The following is a 20,965-nucleotide window of genomic DNA, read 5'->3' on the forward strand; positions in this document are numbered from 1 at the left end:
GAAGTGCCCTGCTTCCATTTACTTTAGCAGGGCTTACGCATCAAATCTAAGGAGCAGTTGCACGGTCGTTTTGGCGGGCGCGGGTTAGTAGTTGGGTCAGGTAGTTATCGCTCCAGCCCGCATTCCGGCGGCGGGTCCGCAGACTGCCAGGCGGGTGCTTCCCCTGCTGCAGGAGATTAAACGCCAGCTTACGCAACACAGCAAAGTTGCGGGTAGCGACCCGGTCGCGACTGCGGGCCTCGTCCTCGCGGAAGACCACGTCCAGCACCCAATGCAGGCTGTTTTCAATCGCCCAATGGCGACGGATAGCCTGAATGAGCACTGCCGGGGCATCTGCGCAGCTGGTCAGGTAGTAGCGCCACTCGGCGCGGGTGCCCGGCTGATGCTGCACCGACCGGATGGTTTCGACTACGATAATCGCTCGCAGGCCTGGCCAGGCGTGTAATCCGGCTAGTTCCTTGCCCAGCGGCAGCACCCAGGCCCGGCGCCGCACCCAGCGGCCGTGACGGCGGTCGAAGGCATCGTAATCGGCGGGATATGCTGCCCAGCTCTCGACACAACAGGCGTGGCAGTAGGCCTTGACGGCACGGTGGTAGCGGCCCTGGTTGCCCTTCAAGGCCAGGATATAATCCGCCTGCTGGGCCAGCAGTTGCCGGGCAATGGCCTGCTGGCAGCCAAGTGCGTCGAGTGTGACAATCGTATTGGTCAGGTGCAGGGTGCGGAGTAACACCGGAATAGCCGTCAGCTCCTGCCCTTTGCCCGTCACGGCTACCTGCCCCAGGCTCAAGCCCTGCTCGGTGGCAAACGCGCTGACGACGTGTAGCGGGCCCTGGGCCCGCCCGCGGTCGAACGAGCGCCGCAGGGTCTTGCCATCGACCGCGACTACCTCGCGCGGTAAGGGCGGGGCGACGGTGGCCATCCACTGGCGGAAACACTGCTCCACCTGCTGCGGGTCAAGCAGCGAGAACACCCGCCGGAAGGTGTCGTGGGAGGGAATGCCGCCGGGCAAGTCTAGAAACGTCGCCAGCCACGACTGCTTCAACTGGCCGTAGTACGCGATGTCTACCCACGTCTCCGCGCCGGCCACCACGGCGCAGACGGCAATAACCAGCATATCAAGCAAGCGGTGCCGGGTGCGGCCTGCGCAACGCGGGTCTGGAAGCGTGGCAAAGGAAGCAAGAAGTTGATTGAGCATGAAGAACTTAACGATGTCTAACGAGACAAAGGTCAGCCCTCACTACAGCGTCTTGATTTTGATGCGTAAGCCCTGAGGTATTCCTGACTACAGTACTGGATGCCGCGGTCACTGTGGTGAATCAAATTCCGTCCTACCCGTTTGCTGATCTGCCGTAGGGCCATCTGCAAGGCGCGACACGCATGTACCGTGGCCAGCGTCTCGGCCACAGCAAAGCCCATGATGCGGCGCGAATAGGCATCGGTCAGCAGCGAGATGTACAGGCAGCCGGCCTGGGTGAACCAATAGGTGATATCGGCTACCCAGACTTGATTAGGCCGCAGCGGGGTCAGCTCCCGGATCAGGTTTGGGTACTTGCGGAAGCGATGGCGGGAAAAGGTTGTCAACGCCTTACGGCGGCGCTTTCTAATCAGCAAGTTATGCGCTGCCAGCAGCGAGAACAGCGCATCCCGGCCCATTTTAATCCCTTGCTGGCGTAAGTTCTGCTCCAGCAGATGGTAGAGCTTACGGCCCCCCATACGGCCGTGCTCCTGGCGCAGCTGCGCGACCTGCTCCAACACATAGTGCTCGCGCTCTTCGCTGCTCCACTGCCGCGTGTGGTGCTGGTAATACGCCTGCCGGCTAAACCCAAGTACGCCACTGATCCGCCGCAGGCAAAAGTGCGGACAGCTTACTCGCAAGAGTTGGACTACTTGGTAACGGACTTTTTTTCGATGCTCAGGCCCAGCTCCTGCTCGGCCACCCGGATCACGTTTTTATAATAGAGTACCTGCAACTCGGCTTGCTCGAGCTGCTTCTGTAATTGCTTAACCTGCCCGGTGAGCGCATCGGCATGCTGCACGACGTGCTCGACGAGCGTGGTGGGTGGCTTTTTTCGGTTGTCTTCCATGGCGTGGATACGGGCCTGCTCTTCCTGGCGGACACGTTCCAGCCACTTGGTCACGGTCGAGCGGGTGAACACTTGGTACTTGCTCATCGCTGACTCAATCGTGTGGCGGCCGCAGGTGATTTCCTCGACCATCTGGCGCATTTTCAGCTCATGCGCCTGCTTGCGAAACAAAAACAAGTGTTCCATCTGACTGAGAGTAATGGTCAACCTATTTTAGGACGAGACAAAACCTTTAACCATTAATCCAAACCCCATGCACGCTCAAAACCAAAGCCTCCTCGACGCCCTCAACGCCTGCATCGCCTCCTGCGAGCATTGCGCCTCCGCTTGCCTACAAGAAGACGATGTAAAAATGATGGCCCGCTGTATCAGCTTAGACCGAGACTGCGCCGACATCTGTGCCCTGACCGCCCGCCTGCTGGCCCGCGGCTCCGAGCACGCCCAGCACCTGCTGCGCGAGTGCGCCGAAATCTGCAAGGCCTGCGGCGACGAATGCGCCAAGCACGGGGCCCATTCGCAGCACTGTCAGGAGTGTGCCGATGCCTGCCGCCGCTGCGAAGAAGCTTGCCGCGCCGGCCTCCAGGGCTAATTTACCCGCCGCCTGAACACAACTGCCGTCAGCAGGAGCCTCCCCTTGGGTCGGCGGCCCTACTGACGGCATTTATGTTTCCGGCTCAAACTGGACACCCCTAGCTAGCGGCCGGTGCCGGGCTCGCGGCTGCGCTTGAGCAACCAGTTCACCATGGTCATGCCGTGGCTGGCGTCAAAAGCCGTCATGTCGGATTCCTGCTTGCACTGCGCGTCGAGCAGCTCCTGAAACTTTCGGTTGCCGGGGAAGGCATTTTTTACGTTCTGCAGGGTGAGCGGCAGAACGGGCGCTTCGGCGGAGGCGCTGAAATAGCGGCGCACGTAGCCGGGATTTTTGCCCACGGCCGCTTGCTCAACCTTGTAGAGCAGGATTTCCTCCTGCGGGTTCAGGATGGGGTAGTACTGCTTACCCGCGGTGAAGCGAAACTCGCGGCCGTCGCAGTCCCGAAAGCCGAACAGGGTGTCTTTGGCCACCCGGTATTCCTGCCCGTGGTGCTCCACCGTAAGGTAAGGACGGAAAAGAAACTCGTGCAGGCGCAGCCGGTGACCATCGGTTTTGCAATTTCCGGGCAGGGTGAGGCGACGCTGGCGGAAGTCTGCGGCCGTTCGGTAGAGGCCGCTGTTGCCCTGTGAGGTTTGCGCGTGGGCAGCGCCAACCTGCAGCAGGCACCCGAGCAGGATGATTAAAAAGGTTTTCATGAGGTAGCGTAAGTCCTAGCAAGGTGTGTGAGCACTGCGCCAACACTGCGCCGGGCCTGATTCCGCCAGCATGTACTTATCTGCGGGGCCAGTGTTTTGCCTAATTTCCCTGCCGGGCTTACAAGATTCCGGGACTTAAATCAAGTCATCGAGGCTGCGGCGGCCGGCGCTGCCCGGACCTAAGCGCTGAAATTCTGTGGGGGACAGGCCCGTCACCTGCTTGAACTGGTTGGTCAGGTAGGCGGCGCTGCTGTAACCCAACTGCTGAGCCACGGCGGCCACCGTGGCGTCCTGGTAGCTGAGCAGTTCTTTGGCGCACTCTACTTTCTGGCGGATGATGTACTTCTCCAGCGTGAGCCCTTCGTGAGCAGAAAACAGCTGCGACAGGTAGTGATAGTCCCGCTGCAGGCGCTGGCTGAGGTAGTAGGAAAAGTTATGGGTCAGCTCTGTAGGGGCCGTGTAGCGCACCAGTTCCAGCACCAGGGTCTTGGTTTGCTCCACCAGCTGGCGGGCCGGGTCCTCCACCAAAGCAAAGCCCGCCTCCTCCAGCGCCGCGCGCACCGCTGCCAGCGGCAGTTCCCCACCCAGCGGCGTGAGGACATCGGCCGTGCCAAGGGTCACCAGCTGCACCTGCAGGCCAAGCTCTTCCAGCCGGCGCTGTACCACGCGGCTACACTGCGGGCACACCATGTTGCCAATGAAGAGGCGGGACGTGTCGGGAGCAGAAGGAGGGAGGCCGGCGGAGAGGGTCATGGCATAAAGAAATGATTACTTAATAACGAGGCGAGCGCGCAACACGTGCATGCCGCAGGTAAACTTAAACTGGCCGGCCTGCTGGGCCTGCAGCTCCATGGCCGTCGTGCGGAAAGCCAGCAAGTCGCGCCGAATCTGAAGGTCGGGCAGCAGCTCTTCCGAGCAGCTGCTGCCCGACCTTCACGGTGATGTCCACCAGCTGCACGACAGTGCTGGAAGAAACCGCGCTAGCCACCCGGCGGGGCGTAAAGAAAAACACCAGACGACCAGGCCAATCAGGCTCGCGACGACAATGGTAACCACGATTTGAATACTATCCATGAGCAGAGTTCAAAAAAAGGGTCGGCCTAGCGTGGGCCCGCCGTGAAGCCGTGCAGGCGCAGCGAGTTAGCGAGCTCCGGGTCGGTGCCCGACAAAGCGTGCATAATTCCCACGGCCCGCTTGTAAGATTTAGGCGGCAGTAGCTATGGGAGCGGCGAAGTTGACATGCCCGCAATAGACTTAACCAGCGTTAAAACAGGCTATTGGCAAACAAAAAGGAGAAAAAAAACAATATACCTCTGGTTTCAAGCCGGTTGTTTGGTCGCCTCACCATTCAACATCCAGGCTGGTAACCGCGTTGGGGAGGGCGTACAGTCCTGGCCTTCGCGCCCGGGCATTCTTCAACCAGCCGGCCAACGGGCGGACGTAGTGCCGGCATTCACCGCTTAGTGTTTCCCCTATGAAAAGCATTCTTTCTTTCGCAGCAGTCCTGGCTAGCGTATCAATTCTGGCTTCTGGCTGCTCCGACAACGCCAACAAAGGCGGCACGACGGACGCTACCACGACCACCACCGCTCCTGCTGCCAATTCAGACACAACGGCTGCTTCAGCGGCGGGGTCGGCTACCGAAGCAAAAGTCGGCCAGTACACCTGCCCGATGCACCCGGAGGTGGTATCCGACCAGCCGGGCAAGTGCCCCAAGTGCGGCATGACGCTGGTTAAAAAAAGTTAGCTGCTCATTCTCGTTGAGCCCGGATGCTGGCATGAAGCTGGTGTCCGGGTTCCCGGGCGGCAGGCTGGGGGCTGGGACCACCGCCTAATCTTACAAGGTTGGCGTGGGAATTTTATCACACCTTACCCGCCTGGTTCTCGTATTTTTGTGCGTCTAATTGTCCGGCCCCTGGGCCTCTGGTGTGAAACGACTCGTCAGTTTCTTTCTGCTCTTTGCGTACCTGCTCTCCAGCCCCGGGCTGGTGTACAGCATGCATTTCTGCGGCCAGAGTCTAACGGCGGTTTCCCTGCAGGCCGGCGGCAGGCGCAACTGCTGCTGCGAGACCATGCGCAGCCCCGGCTGCGGGTGCTGCCACGACCAGCTGCTCACCAGCTCGGTTAAGGATGTAAAGCTTACCACCACGCAAGTGCTGGTGGCCGCGCCCGCTACGGTGGCCACGCCCGCCCTGCTGCCGCTGGTATGGCACTTGAGCACCGCCGCTTTCCCGCTCGACGAGCCGGAATCGAAGCTCGCCGCGCACGCGGCGCCTCCGCCCGAATGCCCCGCCTACGTGCGCGGGCATGCCTTTTTAATTTAGGGTTAAGTCCCCATTCCGACCCCGGCGCTGCACAGGCTCCGGGGCTTTCAGCAATGGGCTAGGTGTGCGCATGCGCGTACCTGGACGCCTTTTAAGACGTTCGAATAATGGCCCCAAGGCCTTCGGTCTGTCCTTGCCCCTTTCAGGGCATCTGCTTACCCGGAGCCGGCCCAAGCACAGCCACCGTTGGTGGCTCCCCCAATTCCTGTTCGTGTTTTTCAAGCCATCCCCTGCCGGGGTGGCCGCATGCGCCTGGCTACTGCCTCCGCTCTGGCCTCTCCAACTGGAGCGAGCCGGCCTGAGGCTACCAGGAATGCGGCGCGACAGGCTCCCTTACCTGAACTTATTTTCCGCCCTCCCGGGCAATCGGGCAAAGCCCTGGGCATGACCCTGGGGTATGCCCTCCTCTCCATCTCCCATTATGAATAAGACCCTTGCCCTGCTGGCCCTCCTCGCCGGCTTCCCACTCTTTTCCAACGCTCAGGTCCTTCAAGGTAACTCTCCGGCCCCCAAGTATCAGGCCGCCGGGGAAACCCATGCCCACCCCTCGCCCCACGGGGGCGTGGTGCACTCTGCCGGCGCCTATCACGTGGAGGCCGTGCAGCAAAACCGACTGCTGACCCTGTACCTGTATGACAATAAAATGCAGCCCCTGCCTACGAAGCAGGTGAGCGGCGCGGTGCTCGTGGAGCAGCAGGGCGGCCCGGCCTCTCTGACACTGACGCCGGCCGGCAACGACCGGCTGCAGGCGCAGCTGCCCACGGGCGGTGCCCCGGCCGGGGTAACGGTGCAGTTAAGCCGCAACGGCCAGCCCTTCGCGGCGCGCTTCGAGTCGCTCGCCCTCAGCCCGGCTCCGGCCGCTCCCGCTGCCTATGCCTGCCCCATGCACCCTTCGGAAACCAGTGCTGCTCCGGGCTCCTGCCCCAAGTGCCACATGGCCCTGAAAAAGCGCAGCTAAGCCCCGGCAGCCGGGCCCAACCGGGCCGGGGCTGCCGCTCTCTTTACTCTAATCTGGCTTTCCCATGGCGGAAACTGGTTCCACCGTCTTTTACGTCAAGCACATGGTATGCCCTCGTGGCCTGCTGCTGATGCGCGAACTCCTGCTCAGGCTGGGGCTGACGCCCCGGCGCGTGGAGCTTGGGGAGGTGGAAGTCATCGAAACGGGGCCGGCCATCAACTGGATGGCCCTGCGGACGGCTTTGGAGGCCGAAGGGTTCGAGCTGCTGGAACGGCAGCTGCCGCAGCAGCGGCTGGTGCAGGCCATCAAGCAGACCGTGGCTGAGGTGCTGGCCACCAGCCCGCAGGAGCTGCGCTGCGGCCGGAGTGCGCCCCTGCTCAGCCAGCGCCTGGGCCGCAAGTTTTCCTATCTGAGCAATGCCTTTTCCACGACGGAGGGACAGAGTCTGGAGCGCTACATCATCGGCCAGCGCATTGCCGCGGCCGAAAGGCTGCTGCGCAACTCGACCCTCGGAGTAGGGCGCATTGCGCTGTCGCTGGGCTACAGCAGCCTGGGACACTTATCCCGGCAATTCCGGCTCGTCAAGGGCATCTCCCCAACCGACTACCGCCGGCAGCTATCCGCTTCCCCGGCTCCGAATCTTACAGGCTTACCGCCGGAATTGTACGAACCCCACCAGTTGCCCAACGAGTAACCAGAGTGGGAAACTGTTTCCCTTAACTCATTCTCTTTTACCCTTTTCAATTTCCAACCATGAAAAATTTCGCATATCTCCTCGCCGTGCTGCTCGTCACCGGGCTCTCCACCACTGCCGCCACCGCTCAAACCGCGCCCAAAGCGAAGTCTGCCAAGTCCATGGGCAAGATGTCTAAGGACTGTTGCATGATGAAGGACGGCAAGATGATGGTGATGAAGGGCGGCAAAATGATGCCCATGACCGAAAACATGACCATGAGCGACGGCTCGATGTGCATGACGGACGGCACCTGCATGAAAAAGGACGGCAGCAAGATGACCATGAAGGAAGGTCAGTGCATGATGATGGATGGCAAGATGACCACCATGGGCGAGATGAAAAAAGGCAGCAAAATGAAGTCGGGCAGCATGGGCAACATGAAAATGTAAGCTCCCCGCTGGCCGTGTGCCGGCCGCAACTGCTTGCCCCTGGCAAAGCAGCGGCCGGTGCACCTGGCTTCCCCTAACCGATTGGCTTGCTTCAGCCCGGGCGTCTTGATGCTCAGAACCAATCATCTCACCTCTGTTTTTCCTAAACCATTTGCCTCATCCGTCATGAAAAAGCTTGCTTTCATTTTCCCTGTGCTCTTCGCCGGGCTGCTTCTCGCCTCCTGCGGCCACTGCAAAAGCGAAGACCCGCGTCCGACCCGGACGCTTACTACCAGCGAGGGGCAAACGGCTACTGCGGCAGCCACCACCAACACCTCCAGCAGTTGCCCGATGAAGAGCGGCATGTAGCGGCTTCACTTCCGTGCTCCTTACGACCCGTCTTCTATGCTGTTTTCCGCTGACTCAACCCCTGACCACGAGTTCGACGCTTTTCTGCGCCGGGCGCTCAGCCAGTTCCCGCAGCCGGCCGATGCCGCGCGGGGCTGGCAGCTCTTGCTGCCGCGCCTGGCGTTGCTGACCAAGCCGGAACCCTTGTCCCGGGCCCAAGCCGAGCACTGGCTGCTGGACCGGCCCGGGCCGCCTCTGGTGGCGGGCGCGTAGCTGCCCGGGCCCGCAAATCTTACAAGCCCGCAGCTGAATTGTGTGAGAAAGCCGGGTGTAGCGCCCGGTACCTTTGTTATCTAAAGTTCTGACGGTCTTGCACCAAGCAGACCCAACCCATTTCGTGAGACGCCCCCTTAGCTTTTTGCTGCTGCTTGTGTACCTGCTCTCCAGCCCCGGGCTGGGGTACAGCATGCACTACTGTGGCCGCGTGCTGACGGGCGTTTCTGTGCTGGCGGAATCCCCCAAGACCTGCTGCCCGCCCCACCAAGCGCCCTGCGGCAGCTGCCACGACAAGCACGTAAGCAGCCCGGCCGACGACGCCACCCTGCTGGCCGCGGCTTCGCTGGCCGCGCTCGTGCCCGCGCTAGTGCCGCCCCCCCTGGCTTGGACTGCCGCCGCGCGGCCAAAGCCCTGGCCCACGGAGCCGGAGCGGCAGCGCCCGCCGGTCGAGGTGCGGGCGGCGGCTTCGCCGCCCTGGCCCGCCTATGTGCGCGGCCACGCGTTCCGCCTGTAAAGGCAAGGTAAGATGCGCCCCGTCCCCGACCCGTAAGGCCGGGCGGCCCCATTTGGGCGCCTTTAAGGCCGGCCCTGCGTATGCACAAGCAACGCCGCCCGCCCGGGAACCGCGGTTCCCCTTTCCTTTTCACTTCCTGCTAATTCAATTGCTAATCACCTATGATTGAGCAACTCATTTCCTTTTCGCTTCGCAACCGTTACCTGGTGCTGATGCTGGCCGCCGGCTTGTTTGCCTGGGGCGCCTACTCGGTGCGGTCGAGCAAAGTCGACGCCATCCCCGACCTGTCCGAAAACCAGGTCATCGTGTTCACCGAGTGGATGGGCCGCAGCCCCCAAATCATGGAGGACCAGGTCACCTATCCGCTGGTGACCAACATGCAGGGCCTGCCCAAGGTCAAGTCCGTGCGCGGCGCCTCCATGTTCGGCATGAGCTTCGTGTTCATGATTTTCGAGGACGACGCCGACATCTACTGGGCCCGGGAGCGGGTGCTGGAGCGCCTCAACTACGCGCAGCGCCTGCTGCCGACCGGCGTCACCCCCACGCTGGGCCCTGATGGCACCGGCGTGGGCCACGTGCTCTGGTACACCTTAAAAGCGCCCGGTCTGGACCTGGGCGAGCAGCGCGCCCTGCAGGACTGGTACGTGAAGTTTGGGCTACAAAACGTGCCCGGCGTGAGCGAGGTAGCCAGCTTCGGCGGCTTCCAGAAAGAGTACCAGGTAACGGTGGACCCCACCAAGATGACCTACTACGGCATCACGCTGCCGCAGGTGCTCGCCGCCGTGCGCAGCAACAACAACGAGGCCGGCGGGCGCAAGTTCGAGCAGACGGGCATCGGCTACATTATAAAAACGTCGGGCTACATCAAGGACATGGCCACGCTGGAGAACGTGCCGCTGCTGTCCAAAGGCTCGGTTCCCATCCGCATCAAGGACATCGGCACGGTGCAGATGACGGGCGAAAGCCGCCTGGGCATCATGGACCTGAACGGCGAGGGCGAAGCCGTGGGCGGCATCGTGGTGATGCGCTACGGCGAAAACGCCGACGCCATGATTAAGCGGGTGAAAGCCAAGATGGAGCAAATCCGCACCGGCTTGCCCAAGGGCGTCTCGTTTCAGCTGGTATATGACCGCAGCGGACTGATTGAGGACGCCGTGGGCTCCATCAAGCACACCCTGATTGAGGAGATGATTACCGTGTCCCTCGTGGTGCTGCTGTTCCTGTTTCACTGGCGCAGCGCGCTGAGCATCCTGCTGCAGATTCCCATCACCATCGCCACGAGCTTCATTCTGCTCAACGCCTTCGGCATCTCTTCCAACATCATGTCGCTCACGGGCATTGCCCTGGCCATCGGCGTTATCGTCGACAACGGCATCGTGATGACCGAAAACGCCTACCGCAACCTGGCCCTGCACCAGGCCGAGGAAGAAGCGGGCGGCCCTCCGGGCGCTGGTTCGCCCCCGCCCGCGGGCACCACGGGCGCTTCGGGCAGCACTCCCACCACTACGTTAACTCCCGCCTACCATGGATAATACGAAACGGCTCGAAATCATCGAGTCCTCCAGCAAGCAGGTGTCGCGGGGTATCTTCTTCTCGACCATCATCATCGTCACTTCCTTCTTTCCGGTGTTTCTGCTCACCGGTCAGGAAGGCAAGCTCTTCCACCCGCTGGCCTACACCAAGAGCTTCATCCTCATTATTGACGCCATCCTGGCGGTTACGCTGGCGCCGGTGCTGATATCCTTCTTCATGAAGGGCAAGTTCAAAACCGAAGAGCAAAACCCGCTGAATCGGTTTTTGGAGCGGGTGTACTCGCCCATGCTGCACTGGGTGATGCGCTGGCGCAAAACCACCATCGCCATCAACCTGGGCCTGCTGCTCATCAGCATCCCGCTGGTCATGAGTCTGGGCACTGAGTTCATGCCCCCGCTCAACGAGGGCTCCATCCTGTTTATGCCGGTGGCCCGGCCCGACGTGTCCAACACGGAGATGAAGCGCATCCTGCAGGTGCAGGACAAAATCATCAAGCAGGTGCCTGAGGTGCTCAGCGTGCTCGGCAAGGCCGGAAGGGCCAGCACGGCCACCGACAACTCGCCCATTAACATGATTGAGACCATCATCCTGCTCAAGCCCCGCGACCAGTGGCGCGACGGCATGACCAAGGCCAAGCTGATTGAGGAGATGAACGGCAAGCTGCAGATTCCCGGCGTGGTCAATGGCTGGACGCAGCCCATCATCAACCGCATCAACATGCTCTCGACGGGCATCCGCACCGACGTGGGCGTAAAGGTGTACGGGCAGAACCTGAACGTCATCAACGACATCGGCAACCAGGTGAACGCGGCCCTCAAAGGCGTGCCCGGCGTGGCCGACCTCTACGTGGAGCCCGTGACGGGCGGCAAGTACCTGGAGATTGACGTGAACCGCCCCGAACTGGCCCGCTACGGCCTGACGGTCGACCAAATCAACCAGGTGGTGGAATCGGCCATTGGCGGCGCGCCCGTGGCCAACACCGTGGAAGGCCGGCGCCGCTTTGCCATCAACGTGCGCTTAGCGCAGGACTACCGCAACAGCCTGGCCGACCTCAAGCGCATCCCCATTCAAACGGCCAGCTACGGCCCGGTGCCGCTCTCGGCCGTCACCACCATCCGTTACACCGAAGGCCCGCCGATGATAAACTCGGAAAACGCGCAGCTGCGCGGGGCCGTCCTTTTCAACGTGCGGGGCCGCGATTTGGGTAGCACCGTGGACGCGGCCATGCAGAAGCTGCAGAGCCTGGAAAAGAAGCTCCCGCAGGGCTACTACCTGGAGTGGAGCGGCCAGTACGAGAACCTGATTAGCTCACAGCGTACGCTCAAGCTCATCCTGCCCTTGGTGCTCCTCGTCATTTTCGGCGCCCTCTACTTCGCCTTCCACTCCATCCGGGAAGCGTTTATGAGCCTCATCACCATTCCGTTTGCGCTGATTGGCGGGGCCTACATGATTTACTTCTACGGCGTGAACCTCTCCGTAGCGGTGGCCGTGGGCTTCATCGCCCTGTTTGGGCTGGCCGTGGAAACGGGTGTCATCATGGTCATCTACCTCAACGACGCCATGCAGAAGCTGGTGGCCGAAAAGGGCAACTCGGCCGAGACCATTACCCGCGAGGATTTGCAGGAGGCCGTGTTTCACGGCGCGGCCAAGCGCTTGCGCCCCAAGCTGATGACCGTGTCGGTGTCACTCTTCGGCCTGGTGCCGGTGCTCTGGGCCACGGGCACGGGCTCGGACGTGATGCTGCCCATCGTGCTGCCCATGATTGGCGGGGTATTTACCTCGGCCACTCACATCCTACTCGTCACGCCGCTCATCTTCTTGTACACCAAGGAGTACGAGCTGCGCAAATTTGGAAAAATCGATGTTCTCGCCGTTAAACACTAATCGTCGGACGGGGCCAGCGCCCCGCTCCCCCCGGCCCATGAAAAGCTGGCTTGTCTTCCTGCAGCTGCTGGCCATGCTCTCCGCTGGTTCCTTCGCGGCCCGGGCCCAATCCATGTCCATGGCTCCGCGGGGCAGCAAGGCACCCCTGCTGCCGCTGGACTCGGTGCTGCAAATCGTGGAGCGCCGCAACCCGGCCTTGCCGCAGTACACCTACCGCGCGCAGGCCAAAGAGGCCGCCGTGGCCGGCTACAACAGCTGGGAAGCGCCCCGCGTGGCCGCCGGCCTGTGGATGACGCCCTATAACCAGGGCAAGGCCAAAGAGCTGGTGGGCCCCGGTGCCCGCGCGCAGGGTCAAGCCATCGTGTCGGTGCAGCAGGCCATTCCCAACCCCGCCAAGCAGCGGGCCAAGCGCGAATACCTGAGCAGTCAGGGGGTCATCGTGCTGGCCGACCGCCAGGTGAGAGTAGTGCAGCTGCGCGCCCAAGCCAAAACCCTGTATTACGAGCAGGCCATCCTCACCAAAAAGCTGCGGGTGTTGGACGAAAACGAGGAGCTGCTGCGCTTTCTCATCAAGCTTTCGGAAGCGCGCTACCCCTACAATCAGAGTACCCTGCCAAGCATCTATGACGCCAAGGCCCGGCTGGAGATGCACCTGAACGAGCACCGGCAAGCCGTGGCGCAGGCCGACCAGAACACCATTGCCCTCAACACCCTGATGAACCGGCCCCGCAACGAAGCCTTTCAGGTGGACACCGCGGTGCTGTCGGCACCCTTTCAGGCCTTGGCCGTGGTGGACACGGCGTCGCTCGCTACCCGGCGCAGCGACGTGCGCAGCCTGGACCGCTCGCTGACGTCGGTGCGGCTGAGCCAGCGCCTGGAACAGAGCCGGCGCCTGCCCGACTTTGGGGTGCAGTTCGACCACATGCCGTTTCTGGGTACGGGTGCCGCGCAGTTCACCCTGATGGGTTCCATCGGCCTGCCGCTGGTGCCCTGGGCCTCGCGCGAATACAAAGCCAACGTGGCCGCCCTGAGCCTGGAAAGCCAGGCGCTGACCAAGCAGCGGGAAGAAGTGCTCAACGAAGCCGCTGGCCGCCTGGCAGGCCTGCGCCGGGACCTGGACCTGCGCCGCGAGCAGCTGCAGGCCTACAACCGCAGCTTGCTGCCGGCCCTGCGCCGCAGCTACCAGGCCACGCTGCTGGCTTACGAGCAGAATACTGGGCAGCTGTTTCAGGTGCTCGAAGCCTGGACCACCCTAAAAAAGACCCGGCTGGAATACCTGGACAGCCTCCAACAACAACTCACTCAGCAAATCGCATATGAAAAAGAGCTGGAACAATAGCCCCTGGCGGGCCCGGCTCGTGCTCGTGGCCCTGCCCTTGTTGCTACTCGTGGGCGCCTGCCAAAAGGCAGAAAAGACGGCGGATACTACCGGCTCGACCACTCCAGCCGCGGAAACTGCGGGGGACCTGTACACCTGCCCCATGCACCCGCAGATTATCCGCGACAAGCCCGGCAAGTGCCCCATCTGCGGCATGGACCTGGTGAAGAAGCCCAAAGCCAACACGGCGGCGCAGGCTCCGGCGGGCGAGCCGCTGCAAAACCTGCTGCAATCGCCCGACGCCACAGTGGTCGCCAATCAGGCCACGGTACAGCCGGAAGCCAACGCCCCGCAGCTGTCGCTGACCCTGCCGGGCCGGGTCGAGTACGACGTGCGCCGCAACGAATCCATCGCCGCCCGATTCGGCGGCCGGGTGGACAAGCTCTACATCCGCTACAACTACCAGCCCGTGACCAAGGGCCAGAAGCTGCTGGAGGTCTACAGCCCCGAACTGGTTACGGCCCAACAGGAGTTGCTGTTCATCCTGACCAACGACGCCGAAAACCGCACCCTGCTGCAGGGAGCCCGGCAGAAGCTGCGCCTGCTGGGATTGACCGACGGCCAAATCAGCCAGGTCATCCGTACCCACAAGCCGCAGTACCAGGTGGCCATCTACAGCCCCTACACCGGCTACGTAGTGGAGCAGCCGGCCCTGGCTGCGGCCGGCATGGGAGCCCTGATTCCACCCCCCGCGCCCGCCGATGGCGGCATGGGGGGAGGCAGTGAGATGAGAGGCGGAACCTCGGCCGCCGCGCCCGCTCAGAACGCTGCCGTGCCCGCCTCGGCGCTGGAGTTGAAGGAAGGCAGCTACGTCACGGCGGGCCAATCCCTGTTCCGGGTGGTAAACACCGACCAGGTGTGGGGCGTGTTCGAGCCCCGGCCGGACGAGCTGGCCGGGCTGCGCGTAGGCCAAGCCATTCGCGTGGTTCCCGAAGGCAGCGCGGGCAAACCCATTACTGCGCGCATCGACCTGGTGGAGCCCTTCTTTCGCGAAGGGCAGAGCACCGGGGCCATACGGGTGCACCTGCCCAACCCCGGCGGTCGCCTGCGGAGCGGCATTCTCCTGACCGGCTCTGTGCAGGTAGCACCGGCCGGGGGCCTGTGGCTGCCCCGCACCGCGGTGGTGGACCTAGGTAACCGCCAGGTGGCCTTCGTGCGCTCGGGTGGAGCCTTTCGCTCCGTGGCCGTGCAAACCGGCCTGCGCAGCGGTGACCGTGTGCAGGTGCTGCAGGGCGTAACGGCACAGGACCAGGTGGCCGCCAACGCCCAATTCTTAGTGGACAGCGAAGGCTTCGTCCAAACGTCAAAAACCGACTATCATGATTAATTTTCTTTCCCTGCGCCGGGCGCGGGGTCGCCGGTATTTGCTGTTGATGCTCGTGGGGCTGCTTGGCCTCGTGGCGACGGCCTGCCAGAAAGCCAAGCCCGTTGCGAAAACCGGAGACAACGCCGCGGTCAGCAGCTACTACACCTGTCCCATGCACCCGCAGGTGCACGAAGACGGCCCTGGTAAATGTCCTATCTGCAGCATGGACCTGGTCAAAGCCACCAAGCACGCCGCGCCGGCGGTGGCGGCTAGCCAGCGTACCGGCGGGCCGGCCCCGGCCCCCGAAGTCATGCTCACCAACCAGCAGATTCAGCTGGCCAACATCCGGGTGGAAGCCCTGGGGACGGGGACGGAACAGTCGCGCACCGTGCTTACGGGTGCCCTGGCCGCCGACGCCACGCAGACCAGCACGGTCAGCAGCCGCGTGAGCGGGCGCGTCGAGCACTTGTTTGTGCGGCAAACGGGCGAGCCCATCCGCCGGGGGGCGCCGCTCGTGTCTATTTACAGCGAGCAGCTGCAAGCCCTGCAACAGGAGTACCTGCTCAGCCTAGCGCAGCAGCGGGCAGTGGGGGAAAACGTGAACCAGTACGGACGCCTGGTAGAAGCGGCGCGTCAGAAGCTGCGCCTGTTGGGTATGTCCGCCGGGCAGCTGCGCACGCTGGCGGCTACCGGTCGGCCCACCCCGGCCCTCACCTTCTACAGCCCGCAAGCCGGCCTGGTGCAGCAAGTGGGGGTAACCGAAGGCCAGTACGTGGGCGAGGGCACCCTGCTCGTTTCGCTCACTAACCTCTCGTCGCTGTGGGTGGAAGCCCAACTCTACCCCGAGGAGGTGGCCGGCATCCGGGTGGGGCAGTCCGTGCAGGTGCAGGTGGCGGGCTTTGCCGATTCTTACACCGGGAAGGTAATTTTCTTGAGTCCCGAACTGCAGGCCAACAGCAAGGTGACCCTGCTGCGGGTGCAGCTGGCTAATCCCGACGGGCGGCTACAGCCCGGCATGCAAGCCAACGTGAACCTGGCCGGGCCCCGCAGCACGGCCCTGGCCTTGCCCCAAGGCGCGGTCCTGCGCGACAGCCAAGGCAGCTACGTGTGGCAGCAGCTGAACGCCAACAATTTTCGCCGCCTCAAGGTCACCACCGGCCCCGAAACCGACCAGACCGTGGCCATAACCAGCGGCCTGGACGCCGGAGCGAAGGTGGTCGTGAGCGGCGCCTACCTGCTGGAAAGCGAATATGCGCTCTATCAGGGTGCCGACCCGATGGGTGGCATGGACATGAAAAAGCCAGCAGCGGATAAGAAAGCATCGGCCATGGACCCAAATATGAAGATGTAGTAAATTACTGAATGCCAGCACTTAGAACAAAAGGGGAGTTAAAAACCGGCGCGCCCTTGACGGACACCCCCAATACCGCCGTAGTTGCCAAAAAGTAACCCTCATGCTCCCCAAAGACCTCACCCGCGACTTGAAAAGCCGCTTGAATATGCTGGCTGGCCAGCTTCATGGCATTGCCAAGATGCTGGATGCGGAAAACATTGAGCCCGACCAAGTGCTGGTGCAGTTTAAAGCCGTCACCAACGGCTTGAGCAGTGCCGAGCACCTGCTGCTGGATGAGGTCTTTCGCAAGGGCCTGGCCCTGCAACTCGTGGACGTGGTAGAGGCCTGTCCCGGCGACTGCCAGGATGCCGGGCGCATCGAGCAACTGCGGCGGCAGTTTCCGAACCTAAGCGAAAGCGAGCTGACGCAAAAGATGCAGGAGCTGCGCGAGATTGGTGGGCGGCTGGAGCAGCACAATGCCGCTCAGGGGAAAAAAGATGAAAATAAGTCTTGACGGACACCCGGGGGGTGAGGGGAGCTTTGTCTTACTGTTTTCGCTAACCCCTTGCCCATGAAACGCATCATCGAAGTTTTCACCGCCGGCTGCCCCTTGTGTAACCCTGTGGTGGAACTGGTCAAAAGCACCGCCTGCCCCAGCTGCGACATCATTACGCATAACCTGGCCGGCACCGAAGCGGGCAACCCCGCCCTGCGCCGTGCCCGCCTGCTGGGCGTGCAAACCCTGCCCGCCGTGGCCGTGAACGGTGCCCTGCTGCCCTGTTGCCAGGGCGACGGCATCACCAAAGAAGCCCTGGAAGCCGCCGGCATCGGCAAGGCCATGCCCGCCACCGAGCCCGCTTAATCATTCCCCATTGCTGCCTACCCCCGGTCTGTCTGCGCGGTTTCCGCGTCGGCACCCGGTCCATCCCGGACGCCGGCCCCTGTACGGGGTGGGCGCCCCTAAGCTTTTGAATTATGGCCACTGAAATGGTGCAAATGAAAGTCTCGGGGCTCATGTGCTCGTTCTGCACGATGAGCGTCGAGTCGGCCCTGAAGCGCAACCCCGGCGTGAACAGCGTCATGGTGAACCTCGTGCACGGCATTGTGCTGGTCGAGGCTGACACGGCGCAGATGAGCAGGGAGGAACTGGCCGTGGCCGTGGAAAAGCTGGGCTACACCGTCTCGGCGACTGAAACGCAGCAGTACAAAAACGACGAGGACCTGTTCGAGGTCATCAAGCAGCGCGGCACCATCGGCATGGTGCTCTCCGCCATCGACCTGCTGGTGGACCCGCTCAACCTGTTCGGCCTGCCGGCGCAAACCCGGGGCTATTTCAGCCTGACCGTGGCCCTGGTGGTGCTCTTCTGGGTGGGCTACCCCATCCTGCGCAAGACGCTCATGGCCCTGAGCCAGCGGGTCATCAACGCCAACGTGCTGCTCTCGGCTGGGGCCTGGGGCTCGTTCATCATCGGCAGCCTCTCGCTGACGGATGCGCGCTGGCCCAACTTCCTGCCCGTGGCCGCCTGGCTGATGTCGCTGCACCTGTTCTTCGCCTATTTCAAGCTCGACACCCGCAAAAAGGCCTCCGAGGCCGTGCGCAAGCTGCTGAGCCTACAGCCGCCGCGGGCCCGGGTGCTGCGCGGCGACCAGGCCGTGGAAGTGCTCACCAGCGACGTGGCCGTGGGCGAACTCGTGGAGGTGCGCCCCGGCGAGCGGCTGCCGTTGGACGGCGAAGTCGTGTCGGGCCAGGCCAGCGTGGACGAGTCAAGCTTTACCGGTGAGTCGGTGCCGGCCACCAAGGAAGCGGGGTCCAAAGTCATCGGCGGCACCCTGAACCTGGATGGGGCGCTGCAGGTGCGCGTGACCAAGGTGGGGCTGGATTCCTTCCTCAACCAGGTCGTGCGGCTCATGAGCCAGATTGCCGAGCGCAAACCCCCGGTGGAGCTGCTGGCCGACAAGCTCATGAACTACTACGGTCCGGTGGTCTTTATCGTGGCGGGCCTGGCCTTCGCGGCCTGGGCGCTGCTAACCGGCGACTACAACAAGGCGACGCTGGCCCTGGTCACGACCATCATCATGGGCTACCCCTGCGCCCTGGGCATCACCACGCCCATGCTCGCGGCCATTGCCGGCGGCAAGGGCATTTCCATCGGCCTGCTGGTGAAAGCCAGCGAGGTGTTCTACGGCCTTTCCATTGTCGATACGCTGGTGTTCGACAAAACCGGCACGCTCACCTACGGCCGGCCCACGGTCACCGACGTGGAAGTGATTAAGGGCGAGCGCCTGGACGCGCTGGCGCTGCTAGCCGCCGTGGAACGGCAGAGCGAGCACCCGTTGGGGCAGGCCATCGGCTTCTTTGCCAAGAAAGAAGGCGCGGTGGAGCTGGCCACCGAGCAGTTCCGCGCCACGCCGGGCAAGGGCGTTTCGGCCCTGGTCAGCGGCACGGAAGTACTGGCCGGCAAGCCCGGCTTTATTCAGGAGCGCGGCGTAATGTTTAGCGCCGCCGTGCAAAGCCGCATCGCGGCGCTGGACGCGGCGGGCAAAACGGTGGTGGTGCTGGCCCGGGCCGGCGAAGTGCTGGCCCTGGTGGCGCTGCAGGACACGCCCCGCCGGGGCGCCGAGCACGTCATGGCCCGCCTGGCCCAGAAGAACATCCGCACCGTCATGCTCACCGGCGACGCCACCGGCGCGGCGCAGGCCATCGGCCGGGCGCTGGGCATCGACGAGATTCACGCCCAATTGCTGCCGGCTGATAAAGTGGCCATCATCGAAAAGCTGCAGGGGCAGGGCCGCAAAGTGGCCATGGTGGGCGACGGCATCAACGACGCCCCCGCCCTGGCGCAGGCCGAGGTGGGCATTGCCATCGGGGCGGGCACCGACGTGGCCATCGAGTCGGCCGGCGTCATCCTCATCGGCGACCGGCTGGACGACGTGGTCAACGCCCTCGTGCTGGGCAAGGCCAGTTACCGGACCATGACCGGCAACGTGCTCGTGGCCGTGCTCTTCAACGTGGTGGGCATGAGCCTGGCGGCGCTGGGCTACATTACCCCCGTGCTGGCCATTGCGGTGATGATAGTCAGCATCTTCACTATCCTGCTCAACACGCTGCGCATCCGCACCATTAAGCTGGACCGAGGCCAGGAAACTCCCCCCGAGGCCAGCACGCTGGCCCAAGTGGAATTCAGCGTGCCCAACATGGTCTGCGAGGGCTGCGCGGGGGCCATCAGTGCCAAGCTCACCAAGCTGCCCGGTGTGCAGGAAGTGAAACCGAAGGTGGCGCAGAAGCAGGTGTACGTGCAGTACCAGCCTGGGCAAGTCAAGCAGCAGCAGCTGGTGGAAGCGCTGGCCGAATCCGGCTTTACCGCCGTGGAAGTATGAGGACTCCAGGAGTACAGGATACCCCTGCCACCAATGCCGCAACAGGGGCTTCGTCGCCGCGGTTGCTGTGGGCTTTGGCGGCGGCCACCTTCGTGGTCTTTTTTCAGGCCTACATGGTGGCGCCCCTGATTCCGCGCCTGGCCACGCTCTTTGGGGTGGAAGCGCAGGCGGTGGGGCTGGCGGTGCCCGCTTACCTGATTCCTTACGGCGTGGCTACGCTGTTTTACGGCCTGCTGGCCGACCGGCTGGGGCCGCCGCGCATCCTGCTCGGCAGTTTGCTGGCTTTCGTGGGGCTCACGGCGTTGACGGCCACGGCTTCCTCGTCTGGTGCCTTGGTGGGCTGGCGGCTGGTCACCGGCCTGGGCGCAAGCGGCGTGGTGCCCATGGCGCTGGTGCTCGTGAGCAAGCGCTTTGCCTACGGCGAGCGCGGCCGGGCGCTGGGCTGGCTGTTTGGGGCCATGGCTGGCGGCAGCGCGTTTGGTTCTACGCTGGGCGTGCTGCTGGAACCTTACGTGGGCTGGCGGGCCCTGTTTCTGGGCGTGGCCGCCGCGGGCCTGCTCGTCTGGTTCGTTGTTCGGCGGAGCCTGGTGCCTCCGACCACCCCGGCTCCGCCGCCCGCCGCGCCGTCCCCCTGGCGGACCGTGGTGGCGGGCTACGGGCAGCTGCTGGGCAGCGGGCGCGGGGCACGTACCTACGTCTACGTACTGTTGAACAGCATTTTCCACGGCGGCGTGTTTACCTGGTTAGCGCTGTATTTCCAGCAACGCTTTGGGCTGGGTGAAATCGGCATCGGGCTGGCGCTGGTGGGCTACGGCCTGCCGGGCTTTCTGCTGGGGCCGTTCATCGGGCGGCTGGCCGACCGCTGGGGCCGGCGCTGGCTGATTCCGGCCGGGCTGGCCATCAGTGCCCTGGCCACGCTGCTGCTGCGGGCCGACCTGCCGCTGGCAGTTGCCGTGCTGGCCGTGACGGTGCTTTCGCTGGGCTACGATTTGACGCAGCCGCTGCTGGCCGCCATTGTCACGGACGTGGGCAAGGAGCGGCCCGGGCAGGCCATGGGCCTGAACGTGTTCGCCCTGTTCGTGGGCTTCGGCATGGGCAGCTGGCTGTTCGGCGAAGCCCTGCGCACGGGCTTGCCCGCCGCGCTTCTGTATTTCACCGTTTTCGAAGCGGGACTGGCCCTGGCGGCGGTCCGCTTGTTCCGCACTGAAACCCGGGCGCCGGCACCGGCTTGACCGAAGCTCCAACCAGTCTTCTCTAA

General features: G+C 63.3%; 23 protein-coding genes. 18 read left to right on the forward strand and 5 right to left on the reverse strand.

The genetic code is table 11. The features are described 5' to 3' along the window. Positions 1 to 46 precede the first annotated feature (46 nt). The 3 genes from ABIB60_RS19290 to ABIB60_RS19300 are packed head-to-tail and all read right to left on the reverse strand — an operon-like array spanning position 47 to position 2,270. Positions 47 to 1,195: an ISAs1 family transposase gene (locus ABIB60_RS19290; protein ID WP_044019211.1), complete on the reverse strand. Its 1,149-nt coding sequence runs from the start codon at positions 1,193 to 1,195 to the stop codon at positions 47 to 49. 32 nt (positions 1,196 to 1,227) lie between these two features. Then, entirely contained in the window at positions 1,228 to 1,875 is a 648-nt protein-coding gene (locus tag ABIB60_RS19295) for an IS3 family transposase (RefSeq protein ID WP_354582084.1), read from the reverse strand. A gap of 8 nt (positions 1,876 to 1,883) precedes the next feature. Next, positions 1,884 to 2,270, reverse strand: a complete 387-nt coding sequence (locus tag ABIB60_RS19300; RefSeq protein ID WP_246009008.1) for a hypothetical protein — start codon at positions 2,268 to 2,270, stop codon at positions 1,884 to 1,886. A 67-nt stretch (positions 2,271 to 2,337) separates the two neighbouring features. Between ABIB60_RS19300 and ABIB60_RS19305 the strand changes: the two genes are divergently transcribed. Then, positions 2,338 to 2,673: a four-helix bundle copper-binding protein gene (locus ABIB60_RS19305; RefSeq protein WP_125433302.1), complete on the forward strand. Its 336-nt coding sequence runs from the start codon at positions 2,338 to 2,340 to the stop codon at positions 2,671 to 2,673. A 104-nt stretch (positions 2,674 to 2,777) separates the two neighbouring features. Here ABIB60_RS19305 and ABIB60_RS19310 read toward each other — a convergent pair whose 3' ends face one another. Beyond that, positions 2,778 to 3,371, reverse strand: coding sequence for a hypothetical protein (locus tag ABIB60_RS19310; protein ID WP_354582085.1), 594 nt, complete (start codon positions 3,369 to 3,371; stop codon positions 2,778 to 2,780). A 135-nt stretch (positions 3,372 to 3,506) separates the two neighbouring features. Further along, entirely contained in the window at positions 3,507 to 4,124 is a 618-nt protein-coding gene (locus tag ABIB60_RS19315) for a helix-turn-helix domain-containing protein (protein ID WP_354582086.1), read from the reverse strand. 721 nt (positions 4,125 to 4,845) lie between these two features. Here ABIB60_RS19315 and ABIB60_RS19320 point away from each other — a divergent pair. The 17 genes from ABIB60_RS19320 to ABIB60_RS19400 all read left to right on the forward strand — a co-directional run bounded on the left by ABIB60_RS19320 (position 4,846) and on the right by ABIB60_RS19400 (position 20,939). Beyond that, on the forward strand, positions 4,846 to 5,118 hold the full coding sequence (locus tag ABIB60_RS19320) for a heavy metal-binding domain-containing protein (RefSeq protein ID WP_125433305.1): 273 nt from the start codon (positions 4,846 to 4,848) through the stop codon (positions 5,116 to 5,118). Between the two features lie 181 nt (positions 5,119 to 5,299). Further along, the gene (locus ABIB60_RS19325; RefSeq protein WP_354582087.1) at positions 5,300 to 5,695 is read left to right on the forward strand and encodes an HYC_CC_PP family protein; all 396 of its coding nucleotides are present in this window, start codon (positions 5,300 to 5,302) and stop codon (positions 5,693 to 5,695) included. A gap of 421 nt (positions 5,696 to 6,116) precedes the next feature. Next, the gene (locus ABIB60_RS19330; protein ID WP_125433307.1) at positions 6,117 to 6,653 is read left to right on the forward strand and encodes a heavy metal-binding domain-containing protein; all 537 of its coding nucleotides are present in this window, start codon (positions 6,117 to 6,119) and stop codon (positions 6,651 to 6,653) included. Positions 6,654 to 6,717: 64 nt separating this feature from the next. After that, entirely contained in the window at positions 6,718 to 7,347 is a 630-nt protein-coding gene (locus ABIB60_RS19335) for a helix-turn-helix domain-containing protein (protein ID WP_125433308.1), read from the forward strand. Positions 7,348 to 7,406: 59 nt separating this feature from the next. Then, positions 7,407 to 7,778: a DUF6799 domain-containing protein gene (locus ABIB60_RS19340; protein WP_125433309.1), complete on the forward strand. Its 372-nt coding sequence runs from the start codon at positions 7,407 to 7,409 to the stop codon at positions 7,776 to 7,778. Between the two features lie 165 nt (positions 7,779 to 7,943). Further along, positions 7,944 to 8,126 (forward strand): hypothetical protein, encoded by a 183-nt coding sequence (locus tag ABIB60_RS19345; protein ID WP_354582088.1) that lies wholly within the window; start codon positions 7,944 to 7,946, stop codon positions 8,124 to 8,126. Positions 8,127 to 8,162: 36 nt separating this feature from the next. Beyond that, complete coding sequence (locus ABIB60_RS19350) at positions 8,163 to 8,378, forward strand: hypothetical protein (RefSeq protein WP_354582089.1); 216 nt, start codon at positions 8,163 to 8,165, stop codon at positions 8,376 to 8,378. 124 nt (positions 8,379 to 8,502) lie between these two features. Further along, positions 8,503 to 8,895, forward strand: a complete 393-nt coding sequence (locus tag ABIB60_RS19355; protein WP_354582090.1) for an HYC_CC_PP family protein — start codon at positions 8,503 to 8,505, stop codon at positions 8,893 to 8,895. A 161-nt stretch (positions 8,896 to 9,056) separates the two neighbouring features. Continuing rightward, positions 9,057 to 10,427: an efflux RND transporter permease subunit gene (locus ABIB60_RS19360; protein WP_354582091.1), complete on the forward strand. Its 1,371-nt coding sequence runs from the start codon at positions 9,057 to 9,059 to the stop codon at positions 10,425 to 10,427. Then, positions 10,420 to 12,312 carry an efflux RND transporter permease subunit gene (locus ABIB60_RS19365; protein WP_354582092.1) on the forward strand — a complete coding sequence of 631 codons (1,893 nt, stop codon included), beginning with the start codon at positions 10,420 to 10,422 and terminating at the stop codon, positions 12,310 to 12,312. Before ABIB60_RS19360 ends, ABIB60_RS19365 begins: the two co-directional genes overlap by 8 nt. A 37-nt stretch (positions 12,313 to 12,349) precedes the next feature. Further along, positions 12,350 to 13,651 (forward strand): TolC family protein, encoded by a 1,302-nt coding sequence (locus tag ABIB60_RS19370; RefSeq protein ID WP_354582093.1) that lies wholly within the window; start codon positions 12,350 to 12,352, stop codon positions 13,649 to 13,651. Then, positions 13,629 to 15,017 carry a heavy metal-binding domain-containing protein gene (locus ABIB60_RS19375; RefSeq protein ID WP_354582094.1) on the forward strand — a complete coding sequence of 463 codons (1,389 nt, stop codon included), beginning with the start codon at positions 13,629 to 13,631 and terminating at the stop codon, positions 15,015 to 15,017. Before ABIB60_RS19370 ends, ABIB60_RS19375 begins: the two co-directional genes overlap by 23 nt. After that, positions 15,010 to 16,347 (forward strand): efflux RND transporter periplasmic adaptor subunit, encoded by a 1,338-nt coding sequence (locus tag ABIB60_RS19380; protein ID WP_354582095.1) that lies wholly within the window; start codon positions 15,010 to 15,012, stop codon positions 16,345 to 16,347. Before ABIB60_RS19375 ends, ABIB60_RS19380 begins: the two co-directional genes overlap by 8 nt. A 103-nt stretch (positions 16,348 to 16,450) precedes the next feature. Continuing rightward, positions 16,451 to 16,843, forward strand: coding sequence for a metal-sensing transcriptional repressor (locus ABIB60_RS19385; RefSeq protein WP_354582096.1), 393 nt, complete (start codon positions 16,451 to 16,453; stop codon positions 16,841 to 16,843). 57 nt (positions 16,844 to 16,900) lie between these two features. Next, complete coding sequence (locus ABIB60_RS19390) at positions 16,901 to 17,191, forward strand: glutaredoxin (protein ID WP_354582097.1); 291 nt, start codon at positions 16,901 to 16,903, stop codon at positions 17,189 to 17,191. A gap of 113 nt (positions 17,192 to 17,304) precedes the next feature. Then, positions 17,305 to 19,707: a heavy metal translocating P-type ATPase gene (locus ABIB60_RS19395; protein ID WP_354582098.1), complete on the forward strand. Its 2,403-nt coding sequence runs from the start codon at positions 17,305 to 17,307 to the stop codon at positions 19,705 to 19,707. Continuing rightward, complete coding sequence (locus ABIB60_RS19400) at positions 19,704 to 20,939, forward strand: MFS transporter (protein WP_081910967.1); 1,236 nt, start codon at positions 19,704 to 19,706, stop codon at positions 20,937 to 20,939. Before ABIB60_RS19395 ends, ABIB60_RS19400 begins: the two co-directional genes overlap by 4 nt. The last annotated feature ends 26 nt before the right edge of the window (positions 20,940 to 20,965 follow it).

The sequence above is a fragment of the Hymenobacter sp. UYP22 genome (assembly GCF_040547285.1).
In the GTDB taxonomy this organism is placed as follows: Bacteria; Bacteroidota; Bacteroidia; order Cytophagales; family Hymenobacteraceae; genus Hymenobacter.